The sequence below is a fragment of the Microbacter sp. GSS18 genome (assembly GCA_029319145.1).
Taxonomy (GTDB): Bacteria; Actinomycetota; Actinomycetes; order Actinomycetales; family Microbacteriaceae; genus Microbacterium.
Map to the genome: position 1 here is coordinate 2,179,569 of CP119753.1, position 23,219 is coordinate 2,202,787.

Sequence of the window (23,219 nt, forward strand, 5' to 3'; positions counted from 1 at the left end):
GCATCCACCCCGAGAAGGAACCCGCACCACCCATGAGATCCGACGCCGTCGAGGCGGTGATCCGCGGCCTGAAGAAGGCCGGGGTCTCCGTCGCCACCTACCTTCCCGATTCGCTGCTGAAGGAGCTGTACCCGGCTCTGGACGCCGACCCCGACATCCGCACCATCCCCGTCACGAACGAGGGCGAGGGTGCGGCGATCGCCGGCGGCGTCTTCCTCTCGGGCAAGCGCGCCGTGCTCGTCATGGAGAACTCCGGCCTGCGCGCGGCCACCGAGCACCTGGCCCGCATGGGCCTGGGCGCCGGCATCCCGGTCGTGATGATCATGAGCTATCGCGGCGAGATGGGCGAGAACAACTGGTGGGCGATCCCCCACGGCATCACGATGGAGCCCCTGCTGCAGGCGCTGCGCACGCCGTACACGATCGTGCGGAACGTCGACGAGCTCGAGACCGCGATCGTCCGTGCCTATGACACCGCGTACGCGTCGTATTACCACGCCGCGATCGTCCTCGGAGGGGATCTGGTCCGATGAGCTACTCACGTTTCGAAGCCATGAAGCTGCTCGGCGCGCGCCTGGAGTCCGAGCTCGTGATCCTGTCGCTCGGCGGCGCGGTCGACGAGTGGTACAACGCAGCCCCCCACATGCGCGACGCGAGCCTGTTCCAGCAGCAGCTCGGCTGCGTCACCCCCGAGGCGTTCGGCCTCGCGGTGGGGCTGCCGCACCGCCGCATCGTGTCGCTCGACACGGACGGCGGGCTGCTGTTCAACCTCGGGATCCTCGCGACCCTCGCCAACGAGCAGCCGAAGAACCTGTTCGTCGTGGTGTGGGACAACGAGCAATATCAGTCGATCGGCGGTCCCCGCACGCACACGAAGGGCGGCCGCGTCGACCTCGCCGCGATCGCCCGCGGGGCCGGCGTCGAGAAGGCCTTCACCGCCGAGACGCTCGAGGAGTTCGACGCGCACTGCGCCGCGGGGCTCTCGGCAGCCGAGCCGTACATCGTCGTCGCCAAGACCGACGGCATCCTCGAGCCCGGCATCAAGCGCAAGCACTCCGACGGACGCGAGGACAAGTACATCTTCGTCCGCCACGTCGAAGACACCGAGGGCATCACCATCATGGGCCCGAGCGAGCACAACTGATGCCCGTCGTCGCCTCCCCCGCCGCCGCCTACGACTTCGTGATCGTGGGCGGCGGCGCCGCCGGCTGCGTCCTGGCGGCGCGGCTCTCCGAGGATGCCACCGCCCGCGTCCTGCTGGTCGAAGCCGGCCCTTCGCATGAGGGCGTGCGCGAGATCCTCGAGGCGGCGCACTGGGACGCCATGATCGGCGGCCCGTACGACTACGGCTACGCATCGACCCCCACCGATCACGTGCTCGAGCGGTCGATCGCGATGCCGCGCGGGCGCGTGCTCGGCGGCAGCTCGAGCACGAACGCGATGCTCTGGTACCGCGGCGCGCGCGCCGACTACGACGCGTGGGCGGATGCCGGTGCCACCGGCTGGGGCTACGACGACCTGCTCCCCTACTTCCGGCGGTCCGAGACGCGGCCCGGCGGCGACCCCGCGTACCGCGGGATGGACGGCCCGATGCGCGTAGCGCCGCTGACGCGCCGCCACACCATCGCCGACGCGCTCATCGACGCGGCCGCCGAGCGCGGGATCCCCGTGATCGACGATGCCAACGCCACGTCGAACGAGGGCGCGACGTACGCCGACTACAACGCCGTCGAGGGCGAGGACGGCTCGTTCGAGCGCTGGAGTACGGCGCGCGCCTACCTCGAGCCGGCCCTCGGTCGCCCGAATCTCGATGTACTCGTCGACAGCCCGGTACACGACCTCATGCTCGAAGGAACCGCGGTCGTCGGCATCCGTCATCGCGTCGGCGGCGCGGTCGTCACGACGCGCGCCGACCGCGTCGTGCTGGCCGCCGGCGCCTTCGACACCCCGCGCGTGCTGCAGCGGTCGGGCATCGGGGATCCCGAGCACCTGCACGACGCCGGCATCGACGTCCGTCACGCCCTGCGCGGCGTCGGCGAGAACTTCCAGGACCACCCGCTGATCCTGGGCGTCAACTTCCGCGCCCGCGCCGACCTCGGGCCCGTGCTCGGCAACGGCGGCGGCTCGATGGTCAACTGGCGCAGCTCGTACGCCGAGGCCGGCCCCGACCTGCACGCGGTCATCGCGCACGGCTCGCGCGGCGATGCGCTGCTGCACGACACGTATGACCTGTCGGGCAACCAGGTGTTCGCGATGGTGCCCGGCGTGTACCGGTCGCGCAGCGTCGGATGGGTGCGCTCGCGCTCGGCCGACCCCGACCTGCAGGCGGACTTCCACCCGAACTACCTGGGAGACCCGACCGACCTCGCCGCCATGGTCGAGGCGCTGGATGCCGTGCAGGACTTCATCGCGACCTCGGCCTTCGCCGAGATCGGCGACGGCCCGCTCACGCCGCCGCCGTCGATGACCGATCACGCCGCGCGCGTGCGGTTCGTGCGCGAGAACATCGGGTCGTTCTTCCACGGGTCGGGCACGGCCCGCATCGGCACCGATGAGGACGCGGTCGTGGATCCCGAGCTGAGGGTCCGGGGGCTCGACGGCCTGTGGGTGGCGGATGCCTCGGTGATGCCGATCATCCCCACGTGCAACACGCAGGCCCCCACCGTCGCGATCGCCGAGCGCGCCGCCGACCTCATCGCCGGCAGCGTCGGCTGACGCCTGACCCGGCGACACCGCCGGGCCCACTCAACCCGCCCGACCCACCGACCGCCCGACCCACCGGGGCACCGCCCACGGGGCCACCGCCCACCGGGGGACCGCCCACCGAAGCCCGATCCACCGAAACCGCCCGACCCACCGAAGAAGGAGCACCGATGGCCGTGGACCTCGTCATCCGCAACGCGAGACACCTGTATCTCGATCGCGGCAGCGAGATCTCCGGCGGCTGGATCGCCGTCCACGGCGGGCGCGTGCACTCCGCCGGCTCGTCGGCGACCGAACCGCCCCCGGCCGTGCGCGTGATCGACGCGGGTGGCCGGCTCGTGACGCCGGGGCTCGTGAACACGCACCATCACATGTTCCAGAACCTCACGCGCAGCTTCGGGCCGGCCGTCAACGGCACGCTGTTCCAGTGGCTCACGACGCTGTACCCGATGTGGGCGGGGCTCGACGAGGAGGCGGCGTACGTGTCGGCTTACGTCGGCATGGCCGAGCTGCTGCTGGGCGGCTGCACGACCTCGACCGACCACTGGTACGTGCACCCGGCGGCGAAGCTCATCGACGGCGAGATCGCGGCGGCGCGAGAGATCGGCTTCCGGTTCCTGCCCACGCGCGGGTCGATGAGCCGGTCGCAGGACGACGGCTACCTGCCTCCCCGCTCGGTGGTGCAGACGGCCGACGAGATCCTCGAGGACTCCGAGCGGCTCATCCGCACCCACCACGACGCCTCCCCCGGTGCGCTCGTGCGCGTGGGTCTCGGGCCCTGCTCGCCGTTCACGGTGGACGACGACCTCATGCGCGAATCCGCCGCGATGGCCGAGCGCTTCGACGTCCGGCTGCACACCCACCTCGCCGAGGACGTCGACGAGGAGGACTTCTGCCAGCAGATGTACGGGCGCAGCGCCGTCGAGCACTTCGAGGACGTCGGCTGGGCCACCGACCGCACGTGGGTGGCGCACTTCGCCTACCCGAGCGACGACGAGAAGGCGCGCATGGCGCGCGCCGGCGTGGGCGTCGCGCACTGCCCGAGCTCGAACATGCTCATCTGCGGCGCGACCGCCGACGTCACCGGGCTGCGCGAGCTGGGCGCCCCGGTGGGGCTCGGGTGCGACGGCTCGGCCTCGACCGATCACGCGTCGATGTGGATGGAGGCGCGCACGGCCCTGCTGCTCGCGCGCTTCCTCGGCGGCCCGCAGGCGATGACCGCGCGCGACGCGATCGACATCGGCACCCGCGGGTCGGCCGCGTGCCTGGGGTGGGACGACGAGATCGGCCACCTGTCGGTGGGCGCGCTCGCGGACCTGGTGATCTGGGAGATGGACCCGATCTCGAGCGCGGGCGGATGGAGCGACCCCGTGGAGGCGCTGCTGCGCTGCGCGCCCGCGAAGGCGTGGTCGACGATCGTCGGCGGCCGCGTGCTCGTCGACGCCGGCGAGGTGCGCCTCGGCGGACTGACGGACGCCCTCCGCTCGCACGAGCGGATCGCCCGCCGTCTGCAGCGGATCGGCGAAGCGCAGGTCGCCGGCTTGTGAGGTCCGTCGCCCCGCCCGGACGGCTAGTCTGCGGTGGGGAAGCCGACGACGCTCCCGGGCCACCGGACCCGACCTGCTCGACCGAGGGAGACCGCATGAGCGACCTCGCAACCGCCTACTCGATGACGCTGCCGGACTGGCTCGTGGCCGAGATCCCGTCGCTGCCGCGCACGCTCGGCACGGACGAGGAGCGCATGGCGCTGGTGAACGCCCTCGCCGACCGCAACTGGCGCGAGGGCAACGGCGGGCCGTTCGCGGCGATCGTCGTCGACGACGCCACCGGCGAGCTGATCTCGGCCGGCGTCAACGTCGTCCTCAGCACCGGGATCAGCTCGGGCCACGCTGAGGTGATGGCACTCGCTCTCGCCCAGCGCAGGCTCGGACGCTGGGACCTCGGCGCGCACGGTGCGCGCCTCGCCCTTGTCGTCAACTGGCGGCCGTGCGTTCAGTGCTACGGCGCCACGATGTGGAGCGGGGTGCGCTCCCTCGTGGTCGCGGGCGACGGACCCGAGCTCGAGGAGCTGACCGGCTTCGACGAGGGGCCCATGGTCGAAGACTGGGCGGACCGGTTCCGCGCCCGCGGCATCGACGTCACGATCGGCGTCGCACGCGACGATGCGCTCGCGGTCTTCCGGGCCTACGGCGCCAGCGACAGCGTCGTCTACAACGCGCGCGGCGACGACTGATATGCAGGGCTTCCTGTCAAGCGGGCAGGGTGAAGCGTCGGCTGGCTGCTCGGCGACGCTTCGTCGTCCGCGGTGGCGGGTGGCGGGGTGCGGCGTCGACTGACGCGGCGCGGCGACGACGACTGACGCGGCGCGGCGACGACTGACGCAGCGCGGCGGCGACTGACGCGGCTGCGAGCGCCCGGGCGCTCGCGGAGTCGGCGGACCTCAGGTCGCCGGCGTGGCGGCGTCGGCGGCCAGCGCCGCGGTGAGCGCGGCGATCGTGCCGTCGACCTCGGACAGCCGGCGTTGCTTCTCATCGTCGTCGCACCACGCGATCTCGAAGCCGGTGCGCGCGATGCGCGCAGCGTCTGCGGCGCCGAACCCCATCGCCGGCAGCGCTGCGGTGTACTCCAGGCCGATGTCGGTCTTGAAGAACACCGCGTCGTCGGTGGCGAGCGACACCGGCAGCCCCGCGCGGATCATCTTCGCGATGCGGTGCTCGGGGGTGAACTCCCACGACGAGAGCATGTCGGTCGAGTGCGGCGTGCACGTGAACGGGATGCCGGTGGCCGCGACCGCATCGAGCGCCTCGGGGTCGTCGACGACGCGATAGCCGTGGTCGACGCGTTCGACCCCCAGCCCCTCGATCGCGTCGAGCACGTTCTGCGGCGACGCGTTCATCGTCTCGCCGGCGTGCGCCGTGCGCCGCAGGCCCGCGCGGGCGGCCAGCTCGTACGCGTCGCGGAAGCGCAGCGGGTCCTCGGTGAACTCCGGCGTCAGGTCGTCCTGCCCGATGCCGACGACCGCATCGCGCGGATGCGCGAGCACCGTCTCGACCAGCGCGACCGCCGACTGCGGCGGGAGCGAGCGGTTGATGGCGGCGATGATGCGGAAGCCCACGCCGAAGTCGCGCTCGGCCTGGACCAGCCCGTCGGTCATGGCGTCGATGAGGCTCGGGTAGTCGATGCCGAACGGGGCGAAGTTGTCGGGGTTGACGAAGTACTCGCGGTAGCGCAGGTTGCCGTCGCGCACGGCATCCTCGACGCCCTCGTAGGCGACGCGGGCGATCTCGTCGCCGGTCGTGAGGGCGCGGTGGGCGGCGTTGAAGACGTCGAGGAAGTCCGGCAGGCCCTCGTAGTCCAGCAGCACGTCGAGGTCATCGGTCTTCAGCGCCACGTCGTGGGTGCGGGCGAGCTCGACCAGCGTGCTCACGCGCATCGTCGAGACGAAGTGGCAGTGCAGCTCGGCCTTCGGCAGCAGTCGCAGATAGTCGTGCAGAGTCAGCATCCGTCATCCTTCACACCGCGCGGCCGGGTACCGCCGGAGAGCCAGCTTACGGGCGTCCGTCGAGGCCGAAGCGGTCGATGACCCACGGCGCGACGTCCGGCGCGCGCACGTCGAACGCCCACGTCACGACCTCGCGGGCGCCCGTGTCGAGCACCGAGAAGACCGCGTGGTCGTTGCTCTGCACATACGGCTGCGGAACCCCGTCCTCGCCGGGGAACGGAGCGACCGACGGCACGACCGGCTCGAGCCCGCCCGGGTCGCCGACCGCGGCGTAGTCGGCGGCGTTCCAGGGCTCCGGCGGCACCACGCGCTCACGCCCGCTTCCGGGCCAGTGGGCGCCGTGCGTGTTGCCGACGTTCGAGGTCTCGAGATAGACGGTGCCCGACGGGGCGACGAAGCGGTTCCACAGGTGCGAGTGACCGCTCAGCACGAGGTCGACGCCCGCGTCTTCGAGCATCGCGCCCAGCGGGCGCAGCAGGTCGTTCTCGACCGGGTACTCGTAGCGGATGCCGACGAGCCCGCCGGCGTCGTCGTGCTCCTCGATCCGCACCGGGTCGGTGAAGGCGGGCGAGATGTTGGCGCCGAGGCCGTGCGGCCCCTCGTGGAGCATCACGACGCGCACGCGCGCCTGCGCGAACTCGGGCGACGCGAGCTCGGCCCGCAGCCAGTCGTGCTGGTCGCTGCCCGGCGCGAGCGAGGCGAAGATGTGCTCGCCGTGCCCCTGCTCCATCGGGTCGCCGAGTGTCGCGGGCGCCTCCTGCCAGCGCCCGGCCTTGGTGCGCTCGTCCGGGTCGGCATCGGCATCCGTCCCCCGCCACATGCGCGTGGCGAAGAGCGTGATGAGGCGGATGTCGCCGAACGTCACCGCATAGTAGGTCGCGCCGCCGGGCGAATCGTTCGGGAGCGTGAACATCTCCTCGTAGGTGCGCGTGTTGAACGAGTTGCGCTCGATCCAGGCGCGCCGCACCTCCGGGTCGCGCGTGGGGTTCACGGATGCCGCGACCGCCGAATATGCGGCCGCGGCGACCGGGCGCGGCACCGCGCTGAAGATCGCCGAGAGCATGTTGACGCTGCCGTCCGTGCGGCCCTGCACGTCGTGATTGCCGACTGCGGGGAACAGCGGCGCGTGCTGCACGATCTCGCCGCCGCGGTAGCGCGCGAGGCCGTGACGGTCGCTGCGACCACCGCGGCCCTGGAGCAGCGCCCAGAACGCACTGCCGCGGGTGTCGTCGAACCACTCGGATGCCCGGTCGGGCAGGTTGGCCAGGTCGCCGGCGGCGAAGACCGCGTCGAAGGGGCCGGCCGCCTCGACCGCCTTCTGGAGGTTCGCCGCGACGTTGGGAGCCGCCTGGTGGTCGCTGGTCAGCAGCACCCGCAGCGGGTCGCCGGGGCACGGGGCCGGAGCGAGCGTGAACGTCGACGAGATCGCCGCCGAACGCGCGTCGAGCGACAGGACGCGATACGCGACCCGCTCCCCCGGTGCGAGCGCGTCGACGAGCGCTTCGTGGCGCCAGATCTCACGCGGCACGATGCCGTCGCGCACCGACGGCCTGCGGTCGTCGGGGACGAACGAGCCCGCGTCCTCGGCGAGCTGCGTGAAGCGCCGCGACGCGGCCACGAAGACGTGCACCGCCGATGCGGCCGACGAGCCGAAGGCCACGGCACGCGCGGCATCCGCGCTCAGGTCTGCCACGCCGTCACCCACCAGGACGACGTGGCGCGTGCCGGGCGACTCGGTCGTCCACACGACATGGACCCCGCCCGCGTCGGGGAGCTGCAGGAACGGGTCGCTGAGCAGTGAGATGCTCTCCATCGCCTGCACGGTACCCTTCCTCGGTTTCCGGATGCTGAACGTCCCCGGTCGCTCAGCGAGCCGCCTCCCGGTCGCTCAGCGAACCGCCTCCCGGTCGCTGGGCGAGCCGCCTCCCGGTCGCTGGGCGAGCCGCGGGCCAGACGATGCGCCCGACGGGAGAAGCGGCCCGTGCGCTGGGGACGCACGGGCCGCTGACCGCCAGAGAATCGCGGCTCAAGCACCCGAAGCATGGCCGGCGATGGCGGGTTTTTCAGAGCGCTGGGAAGCTCTGTGATGACAACGCTACGGACCCGCAAGCACGCTGTCTGTCGGCACTTTGGGGGACATCGGATCGTTTCGGCTAGCTTTCATGTTCGTCGCCCCATCGGCGTTGCGTACAAGCCCGAGAGATCGCGACGCTCGCCCCGCTGCGCGGACGCCGGAACCGACGCCCCGCGCCCCACACCCCGCGCACATCCCCGCCCCGCGCCACACTGCTACGCGGCGCGGCGGAACCTTCGCGGTGGCGGGCGCACGCCATCCCACGCGTAGCGAAGGTGAAGTCGCCGCGGCAGCGGCAGGGGCGGCTCGCCGCCGGGTGGATGGAGTTCGAACTCATCGCTGCCGCTGCGGGTGATCCGCCACCCGCCGTGGTGCAGCGCCATGTGATGGTAGCGGCAGAGCAGGATCCCGCGATCGACGTCGGTCTTCCCGTCGGCGGCAGCCCATCCATCCATGTGGTGCGCTTCGCAATACGACGCGGGTCGGTCGCAACTGCGCCACCGGCATCCGCCGTCGCGCACGGCGAGCGCGATCCGCTGCTTCGCCGAGAACAGACGCGATTCACGCCCCAGGTAGAGCGGATTCCCGCCGGAATCGGTGACGACCTCGGTGTAGCCGAGGTCGCAGGCTCGCCGTGCGACCAGCCACGCCGGGAGCGTCGCGCCGTCCTCTTCGAGGTGCCCGACCCCAGCGACCGATTCGGCGCTCTCGGCCATGATCACCATCCGCACGCCGGCCTGCCGAGTGCCGAACACCTGCTTCGCGTCGGCCAGTGCGCCCGCTCGCAGCACGTCGAGGAACAGGTCGTAGGCCAGCTGCTCGTTCGTGCGCGGGTCGGCGACGAGGTCGTCGGCCCTGCTCTTCTCGGCAGGGTCGACGAAGCGGGGCCCTCCTCGCCGGGGACGCAGACCTGCGTCCAGGATCGCGGCGGCCCACGCACCGCCCTCATCGTCGAACGAGATCGACGCGCGGCGCACGCCGTCGCCGTCGCGGTAGAGCCGGAACGATCGCCGCGCGTTGCGCTCGTCGAACCGGCGCTGCGCGCCTTCCGGGTCGAGGATGTCGCGGATCGACCGCGCCGACGTGGCGAGCTCTTCGACGGTCCGGTTCGGTGCGTCCGCGACCAGCCTCTCGACCGCCAGCGACCACGCCTCGCGCGCATCGCCGCCCGCTGATTCTGCAGGTTCGCCCAGGCCGCGCACGATCGCGTCATGCTGCGCATTGGTGATCGCGCCGAAGATCAGCGCGTCGTCGGCGGGAGCGCGCCATGCCCGCTCCATCGGCAGATCCGCGACCTGCGGCGCGATCAGCGCGTCGGCATCCTGCTCGCCGCCCGGGACCCCGGGCTCGTCCCCTCCGGCCGAATCCGTCGCGACGCCCGACACGAGCGACTCGCCGACGCGAACCGACTTCGTCGCCTCGGCCCGCGTCGAGCCGGTGATCTCCTGCACCAACGACTCCGGCGTGCGATGCCCGCGCGTCTGCGCCGCTCCGGCGTGACCGTGGTCGCGCGTCGAGGCAGCGGCGACGACGCCCGCTGCCGTGGTTCGCAGCAGCTCGAGCGAACGGATCGCCTCGGTGACGTCGGCCATCATCTCAACCGCGGCGTCGGCGCCCAGGCCCACAACGCGCGCCGGCACTCCGGTGACATCCACATCCTCACCGAACGTGTCTCGCACGCGGGCGATCGCCGCGTCGATATCGGTGAAAATGAGCATGCTTCACGCTATCGCGACCCTCAGACATTCGAAGATATCTTCTCTATGTCGTCGGCCCGCGCGCGCCGTGCTCAATACGGATGCGTCACCTCGACGGTGCCCGCGATACCACGCAGGTCGTCGAGAGTCGGATACGCCCACCGGATGAATCCGTACGGCACCTGCGCGAGCTCCGCGACGCGCTCGTGGGTCAGCTCGCCTCGCGCGATCGAATGCTGCACGGCAGCCGCGATGCGGCACTCGCGCTGGGAGCGCCGTGAAGGCCGGTCGCGGAACACCTGACCGCCGTCGGGGGTGCGCGTCGGCGGCTGGCGACGCAGTCGCACGGGCTGCCGCTCCCGCGTCTGCGCCCAGCGCCGCACGCCGTCGACATCTCGCCGCATCTGCCTGATGAGCGCGACCGTGCTGCCGAAGCGCCGCTGCGGACGCAGGTGTCGGCGCAGGTGGACGACGATCATCCGCCCGTAGAGGTCACCGGAGAAGTCGAGGAGGTGCGCCTCGAGCAGTCGCACCCCCTCGTCTCCGTAATACGTCGGCCGGTGCCCGAGCGATACCGCGGCGATGTAGCGCCGGTTCTCGACGTGGACCTCCGCGGCCCAGACGCCGTCCTCGACCCGGGTGTCCGGGCCCATGAGGAGGTTCGCGGTCGGGAATCCGAGGTCCCGTCCGCGCTGGTCGCCGACGACAACCGTCCCGACGACGGCTGCGGCGTCGCCGACGGTGTGCACCGTCGCGACATCCGCCGGCGACGCGTCGATGTGGCCTGTTCGCGTGTTCGTCACTGATTCCACCTGCCTCAGCCGATCGCGTTCAGCGAGTGGAAGCGTCGCTGGTGGTAGACCAGCGGCACGCGATCGTGGTCGACGCTCATGCCGTGCACCTGCAGGACCACGATCGTGTGGTCGCCGGCGGGTGTCGTGCTGACGATCTCGCAGTCGAGCCACATCGTCGCGTCGTCGATGAGGACCGCGCCGAGCTCGGTCTCGGTGATCGACAGGCCGGCGAAGCGGTCGCGGCTGCGCGAGGCGAGCTGCATGCAGGCATCCGACTGGCTGTCGCCGAGGATGCTGACACCGATGCGCTCGGCGTCGCGCAGCACCGGCCACGTGCTGGAGGAGTTCTGCACCGAGAACATCACCATCGGCGGGCTGTACGAGACGCCGGCCGAGAAGGACGTCGCGACCATGCCGACGGGACGGCCGTCGACGATAGCGCACAGCGCCGCGACACCGGAGGGGAAGCGTCCCATCGCACTGCGCACGTGCTCGGGTTCGGCGCTCATCTGGGCGCACTCTCGCACGGCCTCGGGCGTGGACGGGGACGGGGACGGGGACAGGATGGTCATGTGCGGACTCCCTTTCGACAGCGGATGCTCGGATGGTGAGCATCGGGTCGGTAGGCGGCATGCAACGAAGCAGTCCGTCACCAGACTCGATGCTTGCCCCCGGGGTCTTGTGTCCCGAGAGGGTCCACAGCGGCTCACGCTGCATCATCAGTGTGCGAGACCGGGATTGCTGGTCGATCACACCGGTGTAAACGGTCGATTGCGCCGTTCCGCGGCCTCTGGAGCCGCGTGATCATGCGGCTTGCGGCGGCTCTACGCCGTGGGCGACACGATAAATCCGACGATGCCCCCGCGCCTGCACCCCGGCGTGGCCGTCCCCCTTCACACGCCCGAAACACGCGCCGGGCATACTGGGCATTGCAGCGTAAGCCGTTGTGGGCGCTCCGGGCCAAAAGAACCTGGTGGCGTGTGGAGGAGTCGTGCGCTCCACAGCCCTGTGCGGTACGTGGTCTCACGACATCCTTCGTTCCCTGTCAATCGGTACGGATGTGAGCAGCAGATGTCGTTGAAAGTCATGGTCGTGGTCGGCAACCCCAAGCCGGCATCCCGCACGCGCAAGGTCGCGGAGTTCCTCGTCGAGAAGCTCCTCACGCCCGGCTCGTACGAACTCGAGGTCATCGATCTCGCCGAGTACACCGGCGAGATCTTCGCGTGGCCCTCCGAGAAGATGTCGGCGCTGAACGCCGCGGTCGCTGAGAGCGACCTCGTCGTCTTCGCGTCGCCGACCTACAAGGCGACCTACACCGGGCTTCTCAAGGCGTTCCTCGACCGGTATCCCGCGAACGGCCTGGCCGGGGTGACCGCGATCCCGGTGCACACCGGCGCGGACTTCACCCACGCCATGGGACCGACGTTCACCCTGTCTCCCCTGCTGGTGGAGCTGGGCGCGACCGTCCCCGGCCGCGGGTTCTATCTGGCGCTCAGCCAGATGGACAAGCTCGACGAGGTCGTGGAGGCCGCCGCGGCGGAGTACACCGCGAACCTGGCCGGGCTCGCGAAGGTCGCCGGCGCCACGACACCTGCTCCCGCCCACGTCTGACCGGTTGCGTCACGTAGATAAGGAGGAATCCACCATGTCGCAGTCCGTCAACACGCCCGCACCCATCGACGCTCGCCTGTTCCGAGACACCCTCGGCCACTACGCCTCGGGAATCACCATCGTCTCGGGACTCGAAGGCGACGAGCCGGTCGGCTTCACGTGCCAGTCGTTCTACTCGGTCTCCGTCGACCCGCCGCTGGTCTCCTTCAGCGTCATGAAGACGTCGACCACCTATCCGCGCATCGCCGCGGACGGCAAGTTCGCCGTCAACGTGCTGGCGCACCACCAGGACCACATCTCCAACCAGTTCGCCCGCAAGGGAACCGACAAGTGGGCCGGTATCGACTGGCAGCCCGCGGCTTCGGGCAACCCGATCATCGCCGACACGCTCATGTGGGTCGACTGCGAGCTGTGGGCCCAGCACGAGGCCGGCGACCACCTGATCGTCATCGGCAAGGTGGTCGAGATGAGCCCCGTCGAGTGGCACACCCGCGAGCCGCTGCTCTACTTCAAGGGCGGATACCGCCACCTGCGGTCCGTCGATCAGATCGCGAGCTGACCACAACGACGCGGTGTGCGCCCGGCTATCGTCGAGCGCACACCGCCGCCCTCCCGCCGCACACTTTTCTAACGATAGGAACACTATTGTGTGCTTGGCGCTAGAATTCCACCCATGGAACTGCAGCACCCGCTCGCTGTCGTCACCCCTGGCGTCGACGGACAGGTGCTGTATGCCCTGGCATCGACGGACAGCGGCTTCACGGTCCCGCAGTTGGTCACCGTCATAGAAGACAGGTCGGCGGCGGGCATCCGGAGGTCTCTCGAGCGACTGACCGATCAGGGAATCGTGATCCGCCAGGTCATCGGTCGAACTCAGCTCTTCTCTCTCAACGACGACCACCTCGCCGCCGGCGCCGTTCGCGAACTGGCTGCGCTGCGCTCGCAGTTCCTCGCGCGGCTGCGTGCGACGGTCGCTGATTGGCCCCACCCGCCGGTATACGCCGCGATCTACGGTTCCGCCGCGCGCGGCGACATGCGCTGGGACAGCGACATCGACCTCCTGCTCATCCGCCCGGACGACGCAGGAGACGAGGAGTGGACGGCTCGACTCGCAGAACTGACCTCGGCTGTCACGCGGTGGACCGGAAACGACGCGCGGATCGTCGACATGGATGCAGACGAGGCATCGGCACGACATGACACGGCCTTCGTTCACAACATCGTGCGTGACGCCGTGGTGTTCGCAGGCCGAGACGATTGGCTCGAGCGGGCGGGACAGGGAGCATGACCCCGCGGGCGAGCCGCACGGCGCCGTGCTCCGCAGCGGAGCGAGACGGACGTCGAGCACGGGCCGAAGAGTTCTGGCAGTCCGCCGAGGACCTGCGCGAACTCGACGAAGGTTCGAATGCCGTGCTGTCGCTCTACGTCCTCGCCGGTATCGCCGCGTCCGATGTGGTGTGCTGCGCGCGGCTGGGCGAGTATTCGCGGTCCGAGAATCATGCCGACGCGATCGACCTGCTCCGGCGGGCCGACCGCTCGCTCGTGCCGGCCCTCCAGCGGCTGCTCAGCAGGAAGAGCGAGTCGGCCTACGGTGTGGCGCCGATATCTGCGACGCGGGTCACCGAAGCCCGCAACGCCGCCGACAAGCTGGTCCGTGCGGCGCGACGCGCCTAAGAAGCGTCCGAGCGCCTCGTCACCTCGCCGAAACAGGCCCCGCCTACGGTTGACCTGCTCGCTCCATCCGCCAGGGCCGTCGCGTGGGGCGCGAGCGAGATCCGACGAAAGATGGAGCACACGGATGGCCGCTGCACAGCCGAACGACGCAACCCCCAAGACCCTGCATTTCGGCGTCTTCGAGGTCACCGCTCCGCAGGTGGGCGGAACGTACAGCTGGCCGCATCCGCGCAGCAGCAGCATCGACTTCCTGGACCCGCAGCACTGGATCCGCATCGCCCGCGTGCTCGAGGACGCGGGCTTCGACTTCCTGTTCTTCGCCGACGGCTACGGGTACCCGATGGTCAACGGCGACGTGGACCACGTGGCGGTCGAGAAGGGCATCAACTTCTCGGGCGTCGACCCGGCGTTCATCATCCCGGTGCTCGCACAGCACACCGACACTCTCGGCTTCGTCGTGACGCAGTCGACGGGCCTCGACCACCCCGCGCAGATGGCGCGACGCTTCTCGACTCTCGATCACCTCACGGACGGTCGCATCGGCTGGAACATCGTCACCGGCGCGTCGCAGAACGCCGTCGCCGACCTCTTCGGCCACGACGAGATGGTGTCGCACGACACCCGCTACGCGATGGCGGCGGAGTACGTCGAGCTCGCCTGCCGGTTCTGGGAGCACGCGTGGGACGACGACGCCCGCGTCGCCGATCGCGAGACCGGCCTCTATGCGCGGCGAGACGGCATCCATCGCGTCGTCTACGACGGCGAGCACTACCGATCGCGCGGATACTTCGGGGCACCGCCGTCGGCGCAGCGCAGCCCCGTGCTGTTCCAGGCCGGCACCTCGCCCGCGGGCCGCGCGTTCGCGGCCGCGAACGCGGAGTGCGTGTTCGTGCAGGCGACGACCCCGGGGCGCACGGCCGCCGCGGTGGCGGACATCCGCCGTCTCGCCGCCGACGCCGGGCGCGATCCGCGCGCGCTGAAGCTCATGGTCGGCCTCACCGTCTTCGTGGGCGAGACCGAGGAGCAGGCGCGCGCCTACGAAGCCGAGTTCGACGCCATGCAGACCGACGAGATCGTCGCGTCGCTGTACGCGGGCAATACGGGCATCGACCTGCTCACCCTCGACCCCGACCGCACGCTGCACCAGGTGCTCGACGCGGGCGGCCCGATCGGGCAGATGGGCACGAGCAACATCGAGCGCTTCCTCGGCGAGGATGCCCCGACGGTGGGCGAGATCCTCGACCAGCTGCGCGGCCGCGGCACCCGCGGGTTCCGCGTCGTCGGCGACCCGAGGCAGGTCGCCGACGCCATCGAGGAGCTCATCGACCAGACCGATCTCGACGGGTTCCTCATCGAGCCGGTCTTCCCACCGAGCGACCTCGAGGACTTCGGGCGCCTCGTCATGCCGATCCTGCGTGAGCGCGGGCGTCTGCGCGACGGCGTGCCGGGCAACACTCTGCGGGCTCGGCTCACCGAGCGGCGGGGCAACGACCGGCTCGGCCAACAGCACCCCGTCCTTACTGCCGGGGGCATCCAGGACTGAGCAGCGGCTGCGCGCCCCAGGCGCCGTAGCGGCATCCGGGCATACCGTCCTGAGTCCAACCGTTCAGAGTGGCCGCCGACCGAACCCCAACGTGTTCGTCCGCGGGGCCACGTCAGCGACGCCTCCGCGGACGGGAGGCCCGCGCATCTTCACCGGCACGATCCGTGGCGGTCGAGTCGTCGCGCCCGGGCCCACGCTCACCGGGGTCACCTCGGGGGCGAGTTCGTCGCTCCATTCCCCAGGCAGCTTTGCTGGCGCCGTCTCGCGTGCGACTCGAATGTGAAAGGGATGCAAAATGCCGGACCCCTCTTCGAGAGGCATTCTTGAGCGGAGGTCGACCCGTATGGTCGATTCGGCCTCCCATAAAAAGCCTATGACCTGGGAAATTAGAACTTCTTCCTACCTCCTGGTGGCGACTTTCCTCGCGTGAAGATCATGTAAACCGTGTGTTACTGGGGTTTGGAATGGGACTTTTGGCCCTTACATTGCATGCAATCCCTCGTGAAGGAGAACCGTGCAGACCTCACCCCCCGTCCCAACCAGCGCTGGCGCCGTGCGCGGCACCGTACGCGATCACGACACTGCCTTTCTGGGCGTGCCCTTCGCGGCTCCGCCCGTCGGAGATCTACGCTTCGCCGCGCCTGAGCGCCCCCGGCCCTGGTCCGGAACGCGGGATGCCGTTGCGTATGGTCCGACGACGACCCGCCTGTCGAAACTCATGCGGTCACCGCACGCGATCCCCGGCGACGAAACCCTCAACCTCAACGTGTTCACGCCGGATCCGAGCACCGAAGCCGGTCTGCCGGTGCTCGTGTGGATCTACGGGGGTGCGTTCATCGCGGGAAGTGCTGCCAGTCCTCTGTATGACGGCGCTCCGTTCACACGACACGGCATCGTGTTCGTCTCGATCACCCATCGCCTGGGAATGGACGGCTTTGGCGCGATCGCGGGAGCCCCCGCCAACCGCGGCATCCGGGATCAGGTCGCAGCCCTGGAGTGGGTGCGGGAGAACGTCCGCGCCTTCGGGGGCGACCCCTCACGGGTCACCGTGTGGGGCCAGTCGTCCGGCGGATCGTCGGTCATCCGCCTTCTCACTCTTCCGCAGGCCACAGGCCTGTTCTCGGCTGCGATCGCCAGCTCGCCTGGACTCGTCCAGGTCGGAGCGACCGACGCGTTCGAGATCGCCGACGAACTCGCACGCTATCTGGGAGTTTCGCCGTCGCGGCAGGGCTTGGCCGCCGTCCCGGAAGAGGACGTTCTCGACGCGCAGTTCGAGGCCTTCGGCCCAGAGTCGCCGTTCGAGACATCGGTTCGGATGTCGACCGGAGTTCCGCAGCGATTCGGTCCGATGGTCGACGGCGACTATCTCGCGGTCGACATGGAGACCGGCCTAGCGGCCGGACTGGGCAAGGATGTGCCACTGCTGACCGGCGCGACCATGGATGAGTTCACAGCTCGCATCCCCGGCGGTGAGCAGATGAACGACCTGCCACTGCATGAGGCGCTCTCACGCGCGGGCTTCGATCACTCCTCGTCCGAGGAGTACTCGCACCGCTTTCCCGGACGCTCCGCATCCTGGATCGCAGGGCATCGGATGGGGGACCGCATATTCCGCGGGTTCGCCGGGCGCATTCTCGAGCATCGGCTCGCGGCCCCGGCGCCGACCTGGGGGTACGACTTCGCCTGGTCGCCTGCCGGATCCGAGTTCGGCGCCACCCACGGCCTCGACAACCCCCTCTTCTTCGACGCCATCGAGGCCGGGATCGCCGAAGGCGTGGACGTGGCGACCGCACCCAGACACCTCGTGGACCGCATGCACTCCGACATCAGTCACTTCGCGACCCACCACAAGGCGCCCTGGCCCGCCTACACCTCCGCGGATCGCCTCGTTCGGCGCTACGGCGAGACCACCGAGCTGGTCTCCGATCCCTTCTCCTTTGAGCGCGACGTATTGCGGCCGGAGCCGCTCACGCTGTCGTCCCCTGACCTTCCCTGACGCACCATCCCGACCCGAGCACCACCCTCACCCGAGAGAAAGGACGCTCATGCGTTCCCGCATCGCCCGTGTCGCCGCAGTCATCCCTGCTGTGGCAGCACTCACCCTCGTCGGCTGCTCCAGCTCCGGCTCCGACACATCCGCAGCCGACACCGACGCCCCGACGTCCATCTCCGTCGCCGCGCTCACGCCGGCTACCAACTTCGATCCCCTCACGAACTGGACCGGACCGGCATACAACTACGTCGTCACCGCGTACGAGACGCTTGTCAGCCTCGAGACCGACGGCAGCCTGACTCCCGGCATCGCGACCTCGTGGGAGTACACGTCGCCGACCGCGCTCACGATGGACATCCGCACCGACTCGGTGTTCAGCGACGGGTCCGACCTCGACATCGACCTGGTGGTGGCGAACATCGAGCGAGTTCGTGACACGCCCAGCGCGGTGCAGTCCCGGATGAACTCCATCGACACCATCACCGCCCTCGATGAGGACACCATCGAGTTCTCCCTGAATACCCCGGACCCCTCTCTGCCTGGGGCCTTCTCCGGAGCATCCGGGATGATCGTCAGTCAGGCCGCGCTCGATGACCCGGATCTGATGCTCACCGAGACTGCCGGTTCGGGTCCGTGGATGCTGACTGACAGCGTGGCAGGCAGCTCGTACACGTACGAGCTGAATCCCGAGTACACGGGTTCGCGCGAGGTCGGCTTCGACGTCATCCAGTTCGAGGTGATCTCGGACCTCGTCGCCCAGCTCAACGCGCTGCTGGCCGGCGACGTCGACCTCGGCGTCGCGCAATGGACTCAGCGAGAGACCGCTGAGCAGAACGGAATGGCCGGCGTGGGCTTCGCAGGCAATGTCGGCGGCATCTGGCTGTTCGACCGCGATGGCGAGGTCGTCCCCGCGCTCGCCGACGTCCGTGTCCGGCAGGCCATCAACTACGCAATCGACCGCGAGGCGCTGGGCAACGCGCTATGGAGCTCGTACCAGCGGCCGACCGCACAGGTGTTCTCCACGCAGACCTCCGGGTATGTCGAGGAACTCGACGACTACTACGCATACGACCCCGAGCGGGCGCAGGAGCTGATGGACGAGGCCGGCTACGCAGACGGGTTCACCATGCCCGTGGTCTCGCGCGCCACCTTCGGTGACAACGCCCGACTCGAGGCGACGATCCCCTACCTCGAAGCGATCGGCATCACCGTTGAACTCGTCGATAGGACCAACGACTACGACGACGCGATCGCAAGCGGCGAGTTCGCCGCAGCGCAGTCGCAGGCCGGTATGAACGACTCGTACGTCGGGATGACGTCGCTGCTCGCAGAGAACGCCGCGCTCAACCCCTTCGGGACGACCGATCCGGAGCTGACCGAGCTGATCGAAGCGGCATCCGCCGAACTCGACCCTGAAGCGGCGGCCGACCTCTGGCAGCAGGTTTCCACATGGGTTGTCGAGGAGGCATGGTTCGCCCCGATCTCGTACTACGAGACGCACAACTTCTACAACCCGGAAGTCGTCACCGGTGTCGAGCTGACCCCCGGCTACGCGGTCTCGATTCCGTTCACCTGGGAGCCCGTCTCCTAACCCCGCACCCGGGTCGGCGCCCCACGCCGACCCGGGCCCCTCCTCCACCCCGGCTCGCCGAAGAAAGGCAGATCGTGACCGCTTACGTCGCACGACGGCTCGGCATCGCGGTGCTCATGGTGTTCGTCATCACCTCCCTGGCGTTCATCCTGACCGCGTTGATGCCCAACGACGTCACGTCGACCATCCTCGGACCCGACGCGACTCCCGAACAGCGCAGCGCGCTGCGCTCCGACCTGGGCCTCGACGAGCCGCTGATCTCGCGCTTCATCGGCTTCTGGGCGTCTGCGCTGACCGGCGACCTCGGATCCTCACTCATCAGCGGCCGCCCCGTCCTCGACAGCGTCACCGAGCGACTGCCCGTCACGCTGACGCTCGCCATGGGCGGGACCTTGCTCGCCGTCATCGTCGGCGTGGCCCTCGGCACGCTCGCGGCCGTGCGCGGCGGCGCAACAGACACGACCATCCGTGGGTTCGTCGGCGTCGTCGTCGCGATCCCGAACTTCTGGCTGGCGGTGCTTCTCGTGTTCGTGTTCGCCGTCACGCTCGGTCTCTTCCCCGCGACCGGCTGGACGCCGTTCCCCGACGATCCCGGCGATTGGGCGCTTCACCTCGTGCTCCCGCTGTCGGCGATCGTCGTCGGCGCGAGCGCGGGCATCGTCCGGCAGTCCCGAGTCGCGATGCTCGATGTCCTGCAGCGCGACTACATCACGACGCTGCGCTCGGTCGGTCTGCCCGAGTGGCGCATCATCCTCGTCCACGGGCTCCGCAACGCCGCGATCCCCGTGCTCACCGTCATCGGACTCACGTTCGTGGGGCTCTTCGGCGGCGCCGTTCTCATCGAGCAGGTCTTCTCGCTTCCAGGAATCGGCCCCCTCGCAATGACGTCCGTCAGCACGGGCGACTTCCCGGTGACTCTGGGCGTCGTCATCGTGACCTCCGCGCTCATCCTGCTCATGAATCTGGCCCTCGACATCGTGTACGGCATCATCAATCCGAAAGCGAGACTCGCATGACTCGCGCAGACGTCGCTCCCGCACCGCCCGGTCTCCGCGCCCGAAGGAAGGACACCGGCTGGCGCCGCGTCAACTCCTCGCCGGCTGCGCTGACAGCTCTGCTCTTCCTCGTGGTGCTGGCTCTGGCCTGCATCTTCGCCGACATCATCGGTCTGCAGGATCCCCTGGCCCAGGACCTCACTGCGATGCGCCAGCTGCCGTCCGCGGCCCACTGGCTGGGCACTGATGACTTCGGACGGGACGTCCTCGCGCGGCTCGTCTACGGCGGGGCGGAGACACTCGGCGGCGCTGCACTCGCCGTCGCCATCGCCACAGTGATCGGCGTTCCCCTCGGGATGATCGCCGGCTTTCGCGGCGGCGCGGCCGACATGCTGATCTCGCGGATCGCCGACGTCTTCCAGGCGCTCCCTCTCATCATCGTCCTCATCGCCGTGATCGGCGTGTTTGGAAACGACAGCACGCTCGCGATGATCACGCTCGGCGTCGCGCTCTCGGACGGGTTCATTCGCCTCGCCCGAGCGACGACTCTGGGCGTTCGCGGCAACCTCTACATCGATGCCGCCCGTGTCGCCGGCGTGGCCTCCGGGAAGACGCTCTTCCGTCACGTGCTCCCGAGCATCCGCGGTCCCCTCCTCGTTCAGATCTCGATGGCCATGGCCGGAGCCCTGCTGATTCAAGCGGGCCTCGGGTTCCTCGGGCTGGGCAGTCCGCCGCCCGCCCCGAACTGGGGAGCGATGGTCGCGAACGCCAGCGAGCTCATCTACATCCACCCCTGGCTCCTCGTGCCCTCCGGCGCGATCCTGATCCTGTCGATACTCGCGTTCAACACGCTCGGCGACGCGCTCGCGAGCCCGCCACGGCGACGCACACGTCACCCAGCACCCGCGCACCAGCCGCACGCGGCCGATGTTCCTGCTCCCCCGCCGGCTGACGCCGCCGTGAGCGTACGAGACTGCACTGTCCGCTTCTCGGATGACGACGGCTCCTTCGCGGTCGTGCAGGGCGTCAGCTTCGATGTCCGCCGTGGGGAGGCACTCGGAATCGTCGGCGAGTCCGGCTGCGGAAAGAGCGTGACCGCCAAGGCTCTCCTGGGGCTGGTCGCCCGAGGCGGCGAGATCTCCGGTCATGTCCGGATCGGGGACACCGACATCGTCGGTGCTCCTGCCCGGACCGTGCGCCGCCTTCGGGGGACGCGCATCGCGCTGATCTCGCAGGAGCCGATGTCGGCCTTGGATCCGACCTTCACGATCGGCAGCCAGCTGCGCGAATCGATCCGTCAACACACCTCGCTCACACGGCGACGCGACGTCGAAGCGCGCGCGATCGAACTGCTGTCGATGGTCGGCATTCCCGACCCGGAGCAGGCCGCCGGGAGCTACACCTTCCAGATCTCCGGAGGAATGGCGCAGCGCGCCGCGATCGCGCTCGCGCTGACCGGGGAGCCCGAGGTCCTCGTCGCCGACGAGCCGACCACCGCGCTGGACGTCACCGTTCAGGCGGAGATCCTGGATCTGCTGCATGACCTCCGTCAGCGGCTCGGCATGGCGTTGGTGATCGTCACCCACGACTTCGGTGTCGTCGCCGACTCCTGCGACCGCGCGATCGTGATGTACGCGGGCCAGATCGTCGAATCTGCAGAGGTCGAGGCACTGATCGAGGAACCCCAGCACCCGTACACACGGGCGCTCCTTGCCGCGATCCCGTCGCTGGCCGAGCGCGGTGTCGCGATGGAGACGATTCCCGGAGTCGTGCCGGCTCCGCGGCAGTGGGGGACCGGATGCCGGTTCGCCGAACGCTGCTCCTTCGCCACGCCGGACTGCCGCACCGCCTCGGTCCCCTTGACGGCGACAGACGAGCGAACGGTCCGCTGTGTTCGCACCGCGGAGCTGTCGCGGAAGCTTCCGCAGCCTGAGCTGGCCCTGGCGTCGTCGGCGCCGGCCGAGAGGAGCGCATCATGACCGAGGAACTCCTCAGCATCACGGGTCTCGAGGTGCGTTTCCGGCATCCGCGTGACCGCCGGCGCGTCATCCACGCGGTCGACGACATCGACATCAGGGTGCGTCGTGGGGAGGTCGTTGGCCTCGTCGGAGAATCCGGGTCCGGAAAGAGCACGATCGGCCGCTGCGTGCTCGGCCTCGAGCAGCCGCAGTCCGGCTCGATCGTGTTCGACGGGATCGAGCTGACCTCGCACGGTCGGCTGCGCAGCCGACGCGAACTCGCCTCGAATCTCCAGGTGGTCTTCCAAGACCCATACAGCTCACTGAACCCTCATCGGACGATCGGTCAGGCGCTCGCCGAGCCCTTCCTCGAGCGGAATCCGAGCATGCGAAGTGATGCGGACGAGAAGGCACGCATGGTGCTCAGCCAGGTCGGGCTCCCGTCGGAAGCCCTCGACCGCTACCCCAGCCAGTTCTCGGGTGGGCAACGCCAGCGGATCGGCATCGCGCGCGCCCTCATGCTCGACCCGAGCCTCATCATCTGCGACGAGGCGGTCAGCGCCCTGGATCTGTCCACGCAGGCTCAGGTGCTCAACCTCCTGCGTGAGCTCTCGCGCGACCGCGGTCTGGCGTACCTGTTCATCGCACACGACCTCGATGTCGTGCGGTACATCGCCGACCGCACCGTCGTGCTGTACCGCGGCCGGATCATGGAGGAGGGCCCCTCCGATGCGATCCACGATGCGCCACTGCATCCGTACACCGCGGCGCTCCTCGAGTCCGCGCCGATCGTGGACCCGGCTGCGCAACGAGCCAAGCGGGAGGCACGAGCAGGCCGCGCGGCGAGCAAGCCCTCTGGACCCGCCACGGGCCACGCAGGGTGCCCATTCGCCGCACGCTGTCCTGTCGTCGAGGAGGTGTGCGCTGTCGCGCGACCGCGCGACTCCCGGGTGGGCGACCGGACCGTCGCATGCCATCGCTACGACCCCGATTCGTCGTACCCCGCAGAGTCTGGCCTGAGCCCCGCAACAGCAGGCCCCTCGCGAACCCCCGCCTCCGCGGGCTGACCCGAACGCGAAACTGG

20 protein-coding genes are annotated in these 23,219 nt (G+C 69.6%); 15 read left to right on the plus strand and 5 right to left on the minus strand.

All coding sequences use genetic code 11. From position 1 onward, the window contains the following. Positions 1-32: 32 nt before the first annotated feature. From P0L94_10135 to P0L94_10155, 5 genes are all read left to right on the plus strand, one after another. Complete coding sequence (locus tag P0L94_10135) at positions 33-533, plus strand: thiamine pyrophosphate-binding protein (protein WES62818.1); 501 nt, start codon at positions 33-35, stop codon at positions 531-533. Continuing rightward, the gene (locus P0L94_10140) at positions 530-1,144 is read left to right on the plus strand and encodes a thiamine pyrophosphate-dependent enzyme (protein ID WES62819.1); all 615 of its coding nucleotides are present in this window, start codon (positions 530-532) and stop codon (positions 1,142-1,144) included. The genes P0L94_10135 and P0L94_10140 overlap by 4 nt, the downstream gene beginning before the upstream one ends. Beyond that, positions 1,144-2,715, plus strand: a complete 1,572-nt coding sequence (locus tag P0L94_10145) for a GMC family oxidoreductase N-terminal domain-containing protein (protein ID WES62820.1) — start codon at positions 1,144-1,146, stop codon at positions 2,713-2,715. The genes P0L94_10140 and P0L94_10145 overlap by 1 nt, the downstream gene beginning before the upstream one ends. A 158-nt stretch (positions 2,716-2,873) precedes the next feature. Further along, on the plus strand, positions 2,874-4,250 hold the full coding sequence (locus P0L94_10150) for an 8-oxoguanine deaminase (GenBank protein ID WES62821.1): 1,377 nt from the start codon (positions 2,874-2,876) through the stop codon (positions 4,248-4,250). 95 nt (positions 4,251-4,345) lie between these two features. After that, positions 4,346-4,936, plus strand: coding sequence for a nucleoside deaminase (locus P0L94_10155; protein ID WES62822.1), 591 nt, complete (start codon positions 4,346-4,348; stop codon positions 4,934-4,936). Between the two features lie 207 nt (positions 4,937-5,143). Here the strand turns inward: P0L94_10155 and add are convergent, their stop codons facing one another. The 5 genes from add to P0L94_10180 form a co-directional block, all read right to left on the minus strand. Beyond that, positions 5,144-6,205 carry an adenosine deaminase gene (add, locus tag P0L94_10160; GenBank protein WES62823.1) on the minus strand — a complete coding sequence of 354 codons (1,062 nt, stop codon included), beginning with the start codon at positions 6,203-6,205 and terminating at the stop codon, positions 5,144-5,146. A gap of 46 nt (positions 6,206-6,251) precedes the next feature. Then, on the minus strand, positions 6,252-8,018 hold the full coding sequence (locus P0L94_10165; protein ID WES62824.1) for a metallophosphoesterase: 1,767 nt from the start codon (positions 8,016-8,018) through the stop codon (positions 6,252-6,254). 476 nt (positions 8,019-8,494) lie between these two features. Continuing rightward, positions 8,495-9,997 carry a DUF222 domain-containing protein gene (locus tag P0L94_10170; GenBank protein ID WES62825.1) on the minus strand — a complete coding sequence of 501 codons (1,503 nt, stop codon included), beginning with the start codon at positions 9,995-9,997 and terminating at the stop codon, positions 8,495-8,497. A 71-nt stretch (positions 9,998-10,068) separates the two neighbouring features. Further along, on the minus strand, positions 10,069-10,779 hold the full coding sequence (locus P0L94_10175; protein WES62826.1) for a riboflavin kinase: 711 nt from the start codon (positions 10,777-10,779) through the stop codon (positions 10,069-10,071). A gap of 14 nt (positions 10,780-10,793) precedes the next feature. Further along, entirely contained in the window at positions 10,794-11,342 is a 549-nt protein-coding gene (locus tag P0L94_10180) for a flavin reductase family protein (protein ID WES62827.1), read from the minus strand. Between the two features lie 499 nt (positions 11,343-11,841). Here P0L94_10180 and P0L94_10185 point away from each other — a divergent pair, with 499 nt between their 5' ends. The 10 genes from P0L94_10185 to P0L94_10230 all read left to right on the plus strand — a co-directional run bounded on the left by P0L94_10185 (position 11,842) and on the right by P0L94_10230 (position 23,202). Then, entirely contained in the window at positions 11,842-12,381 is a 540-nt protein-coding gene (locus tag P0L94_10185; protein ID WES62828.1) for an NAD(P)H-dependent oxidoreductase, read from the plus strand. A 34-nt stretch (positions 12,382-12,415) separates the two neighbouring features. Then, positions 12,416-12,940, plus strand: a complete 525-nt coding sequence (locus P0L94_10190) for a flavin reductase family protein (GenBank protein ID WES62829.1) — start codon at positions 12,416-12,418, stop codon at positions 12,938-12,940. Positions 12,941-13,054: 114 nt separating this feature from the next. After that, complete coding sequence (locus tag P0L94_10195) at positions 13,055-13,669, plus strand: nucleotidyltransferase domain-containing protein (GenBank protein WES62830.1); 615 nt, start codon at positions 13,055-13,057, stop codon at positions 13,667-13,669. Next, positions 13,666-14,055, plus strand: a complete 390-nt coding sequence (locus P0L94_10200; GenBank protein WES62831.1) for a hypothetical protein — start codon at positions 13,666-13,668, stop codon at positions 14,053-14,055. The genes P0L94_10195 and P0L94_10200 overlap by 4 nt, the downstream gene beginning before the upstream one ends. Before the next feature lie 124 nt (positions 14,056-14,179). Then, positions 14,180-15,598, plus strand: a complete 1,419-nt coding sequence (locus P0L94_10205) for an NtaA/DmoA family FMN-dependent monooxygenase (GenBank protein WES62832.1) — start codon at positions 14,180-14,182, stop codon at positions 15,596-15,598. Positions 15,599-16,112: 514 nt separating this feature from the next. Further along, positions 16,113-17,594, plus strand: coding sequence for a carboxylesterase family protein (locus P0L94_10210; protein ID WES62833.1), 1,482 nt, complete (start codon positions 16,113-16,115; stop codon positions 17,592-17,594). A gap of 49 nt (positions 17,595-17,643) precedes the next feature. Further along, entirely contained in the window at positions 17,644-19,182 is a 1,539-nt protein-coding gene (locus P0L94_10215; protein ID WES62834.1) for an ABC transporter substrate-binding protein, read from the plus strand. Positions 19,183-19,256: 74 nt separating this feature from the next. Then, entirely contained in the window at positions 19,257-20,198 is a 942-nt protein-coding gene (locus P0L94_10220) for an ABC transporter permease (protein WES62835.1), read from the plus strand. Beyond that, on the plus strand, positions 20,195-22,156 hold the full coding sequence (locus P0L94_10225; GenBank protein WES62836.1) for a dipeptide/oligopeptide/nickel ABC transporter permease/ATP-binding protein: 1,962 nt from the start codon (positions 20,195-20,197) through the stop codon (positions 22,154-22,156). Before P0L94_10220 ends, P0L94_10225 begins: the two co-directional genes overlap by 4 nt. Further along, on the plus strand, positions 22,153-23,202 hold the full coding sequence (locus P0L94_10230; GenBank protein WES62837.1) for an ABC transporter ATP-binding protein: 1,050 nt from the start codon (positions 22,153-22,155) through the stop codon (positions 23,200-23,202). Before P0L94_10225 ends, P0L94_10230 begins: the two co-directional genes overlap by 4 nt. Positions 23,203-23,219: the final 17 nt, after the last annotated feature.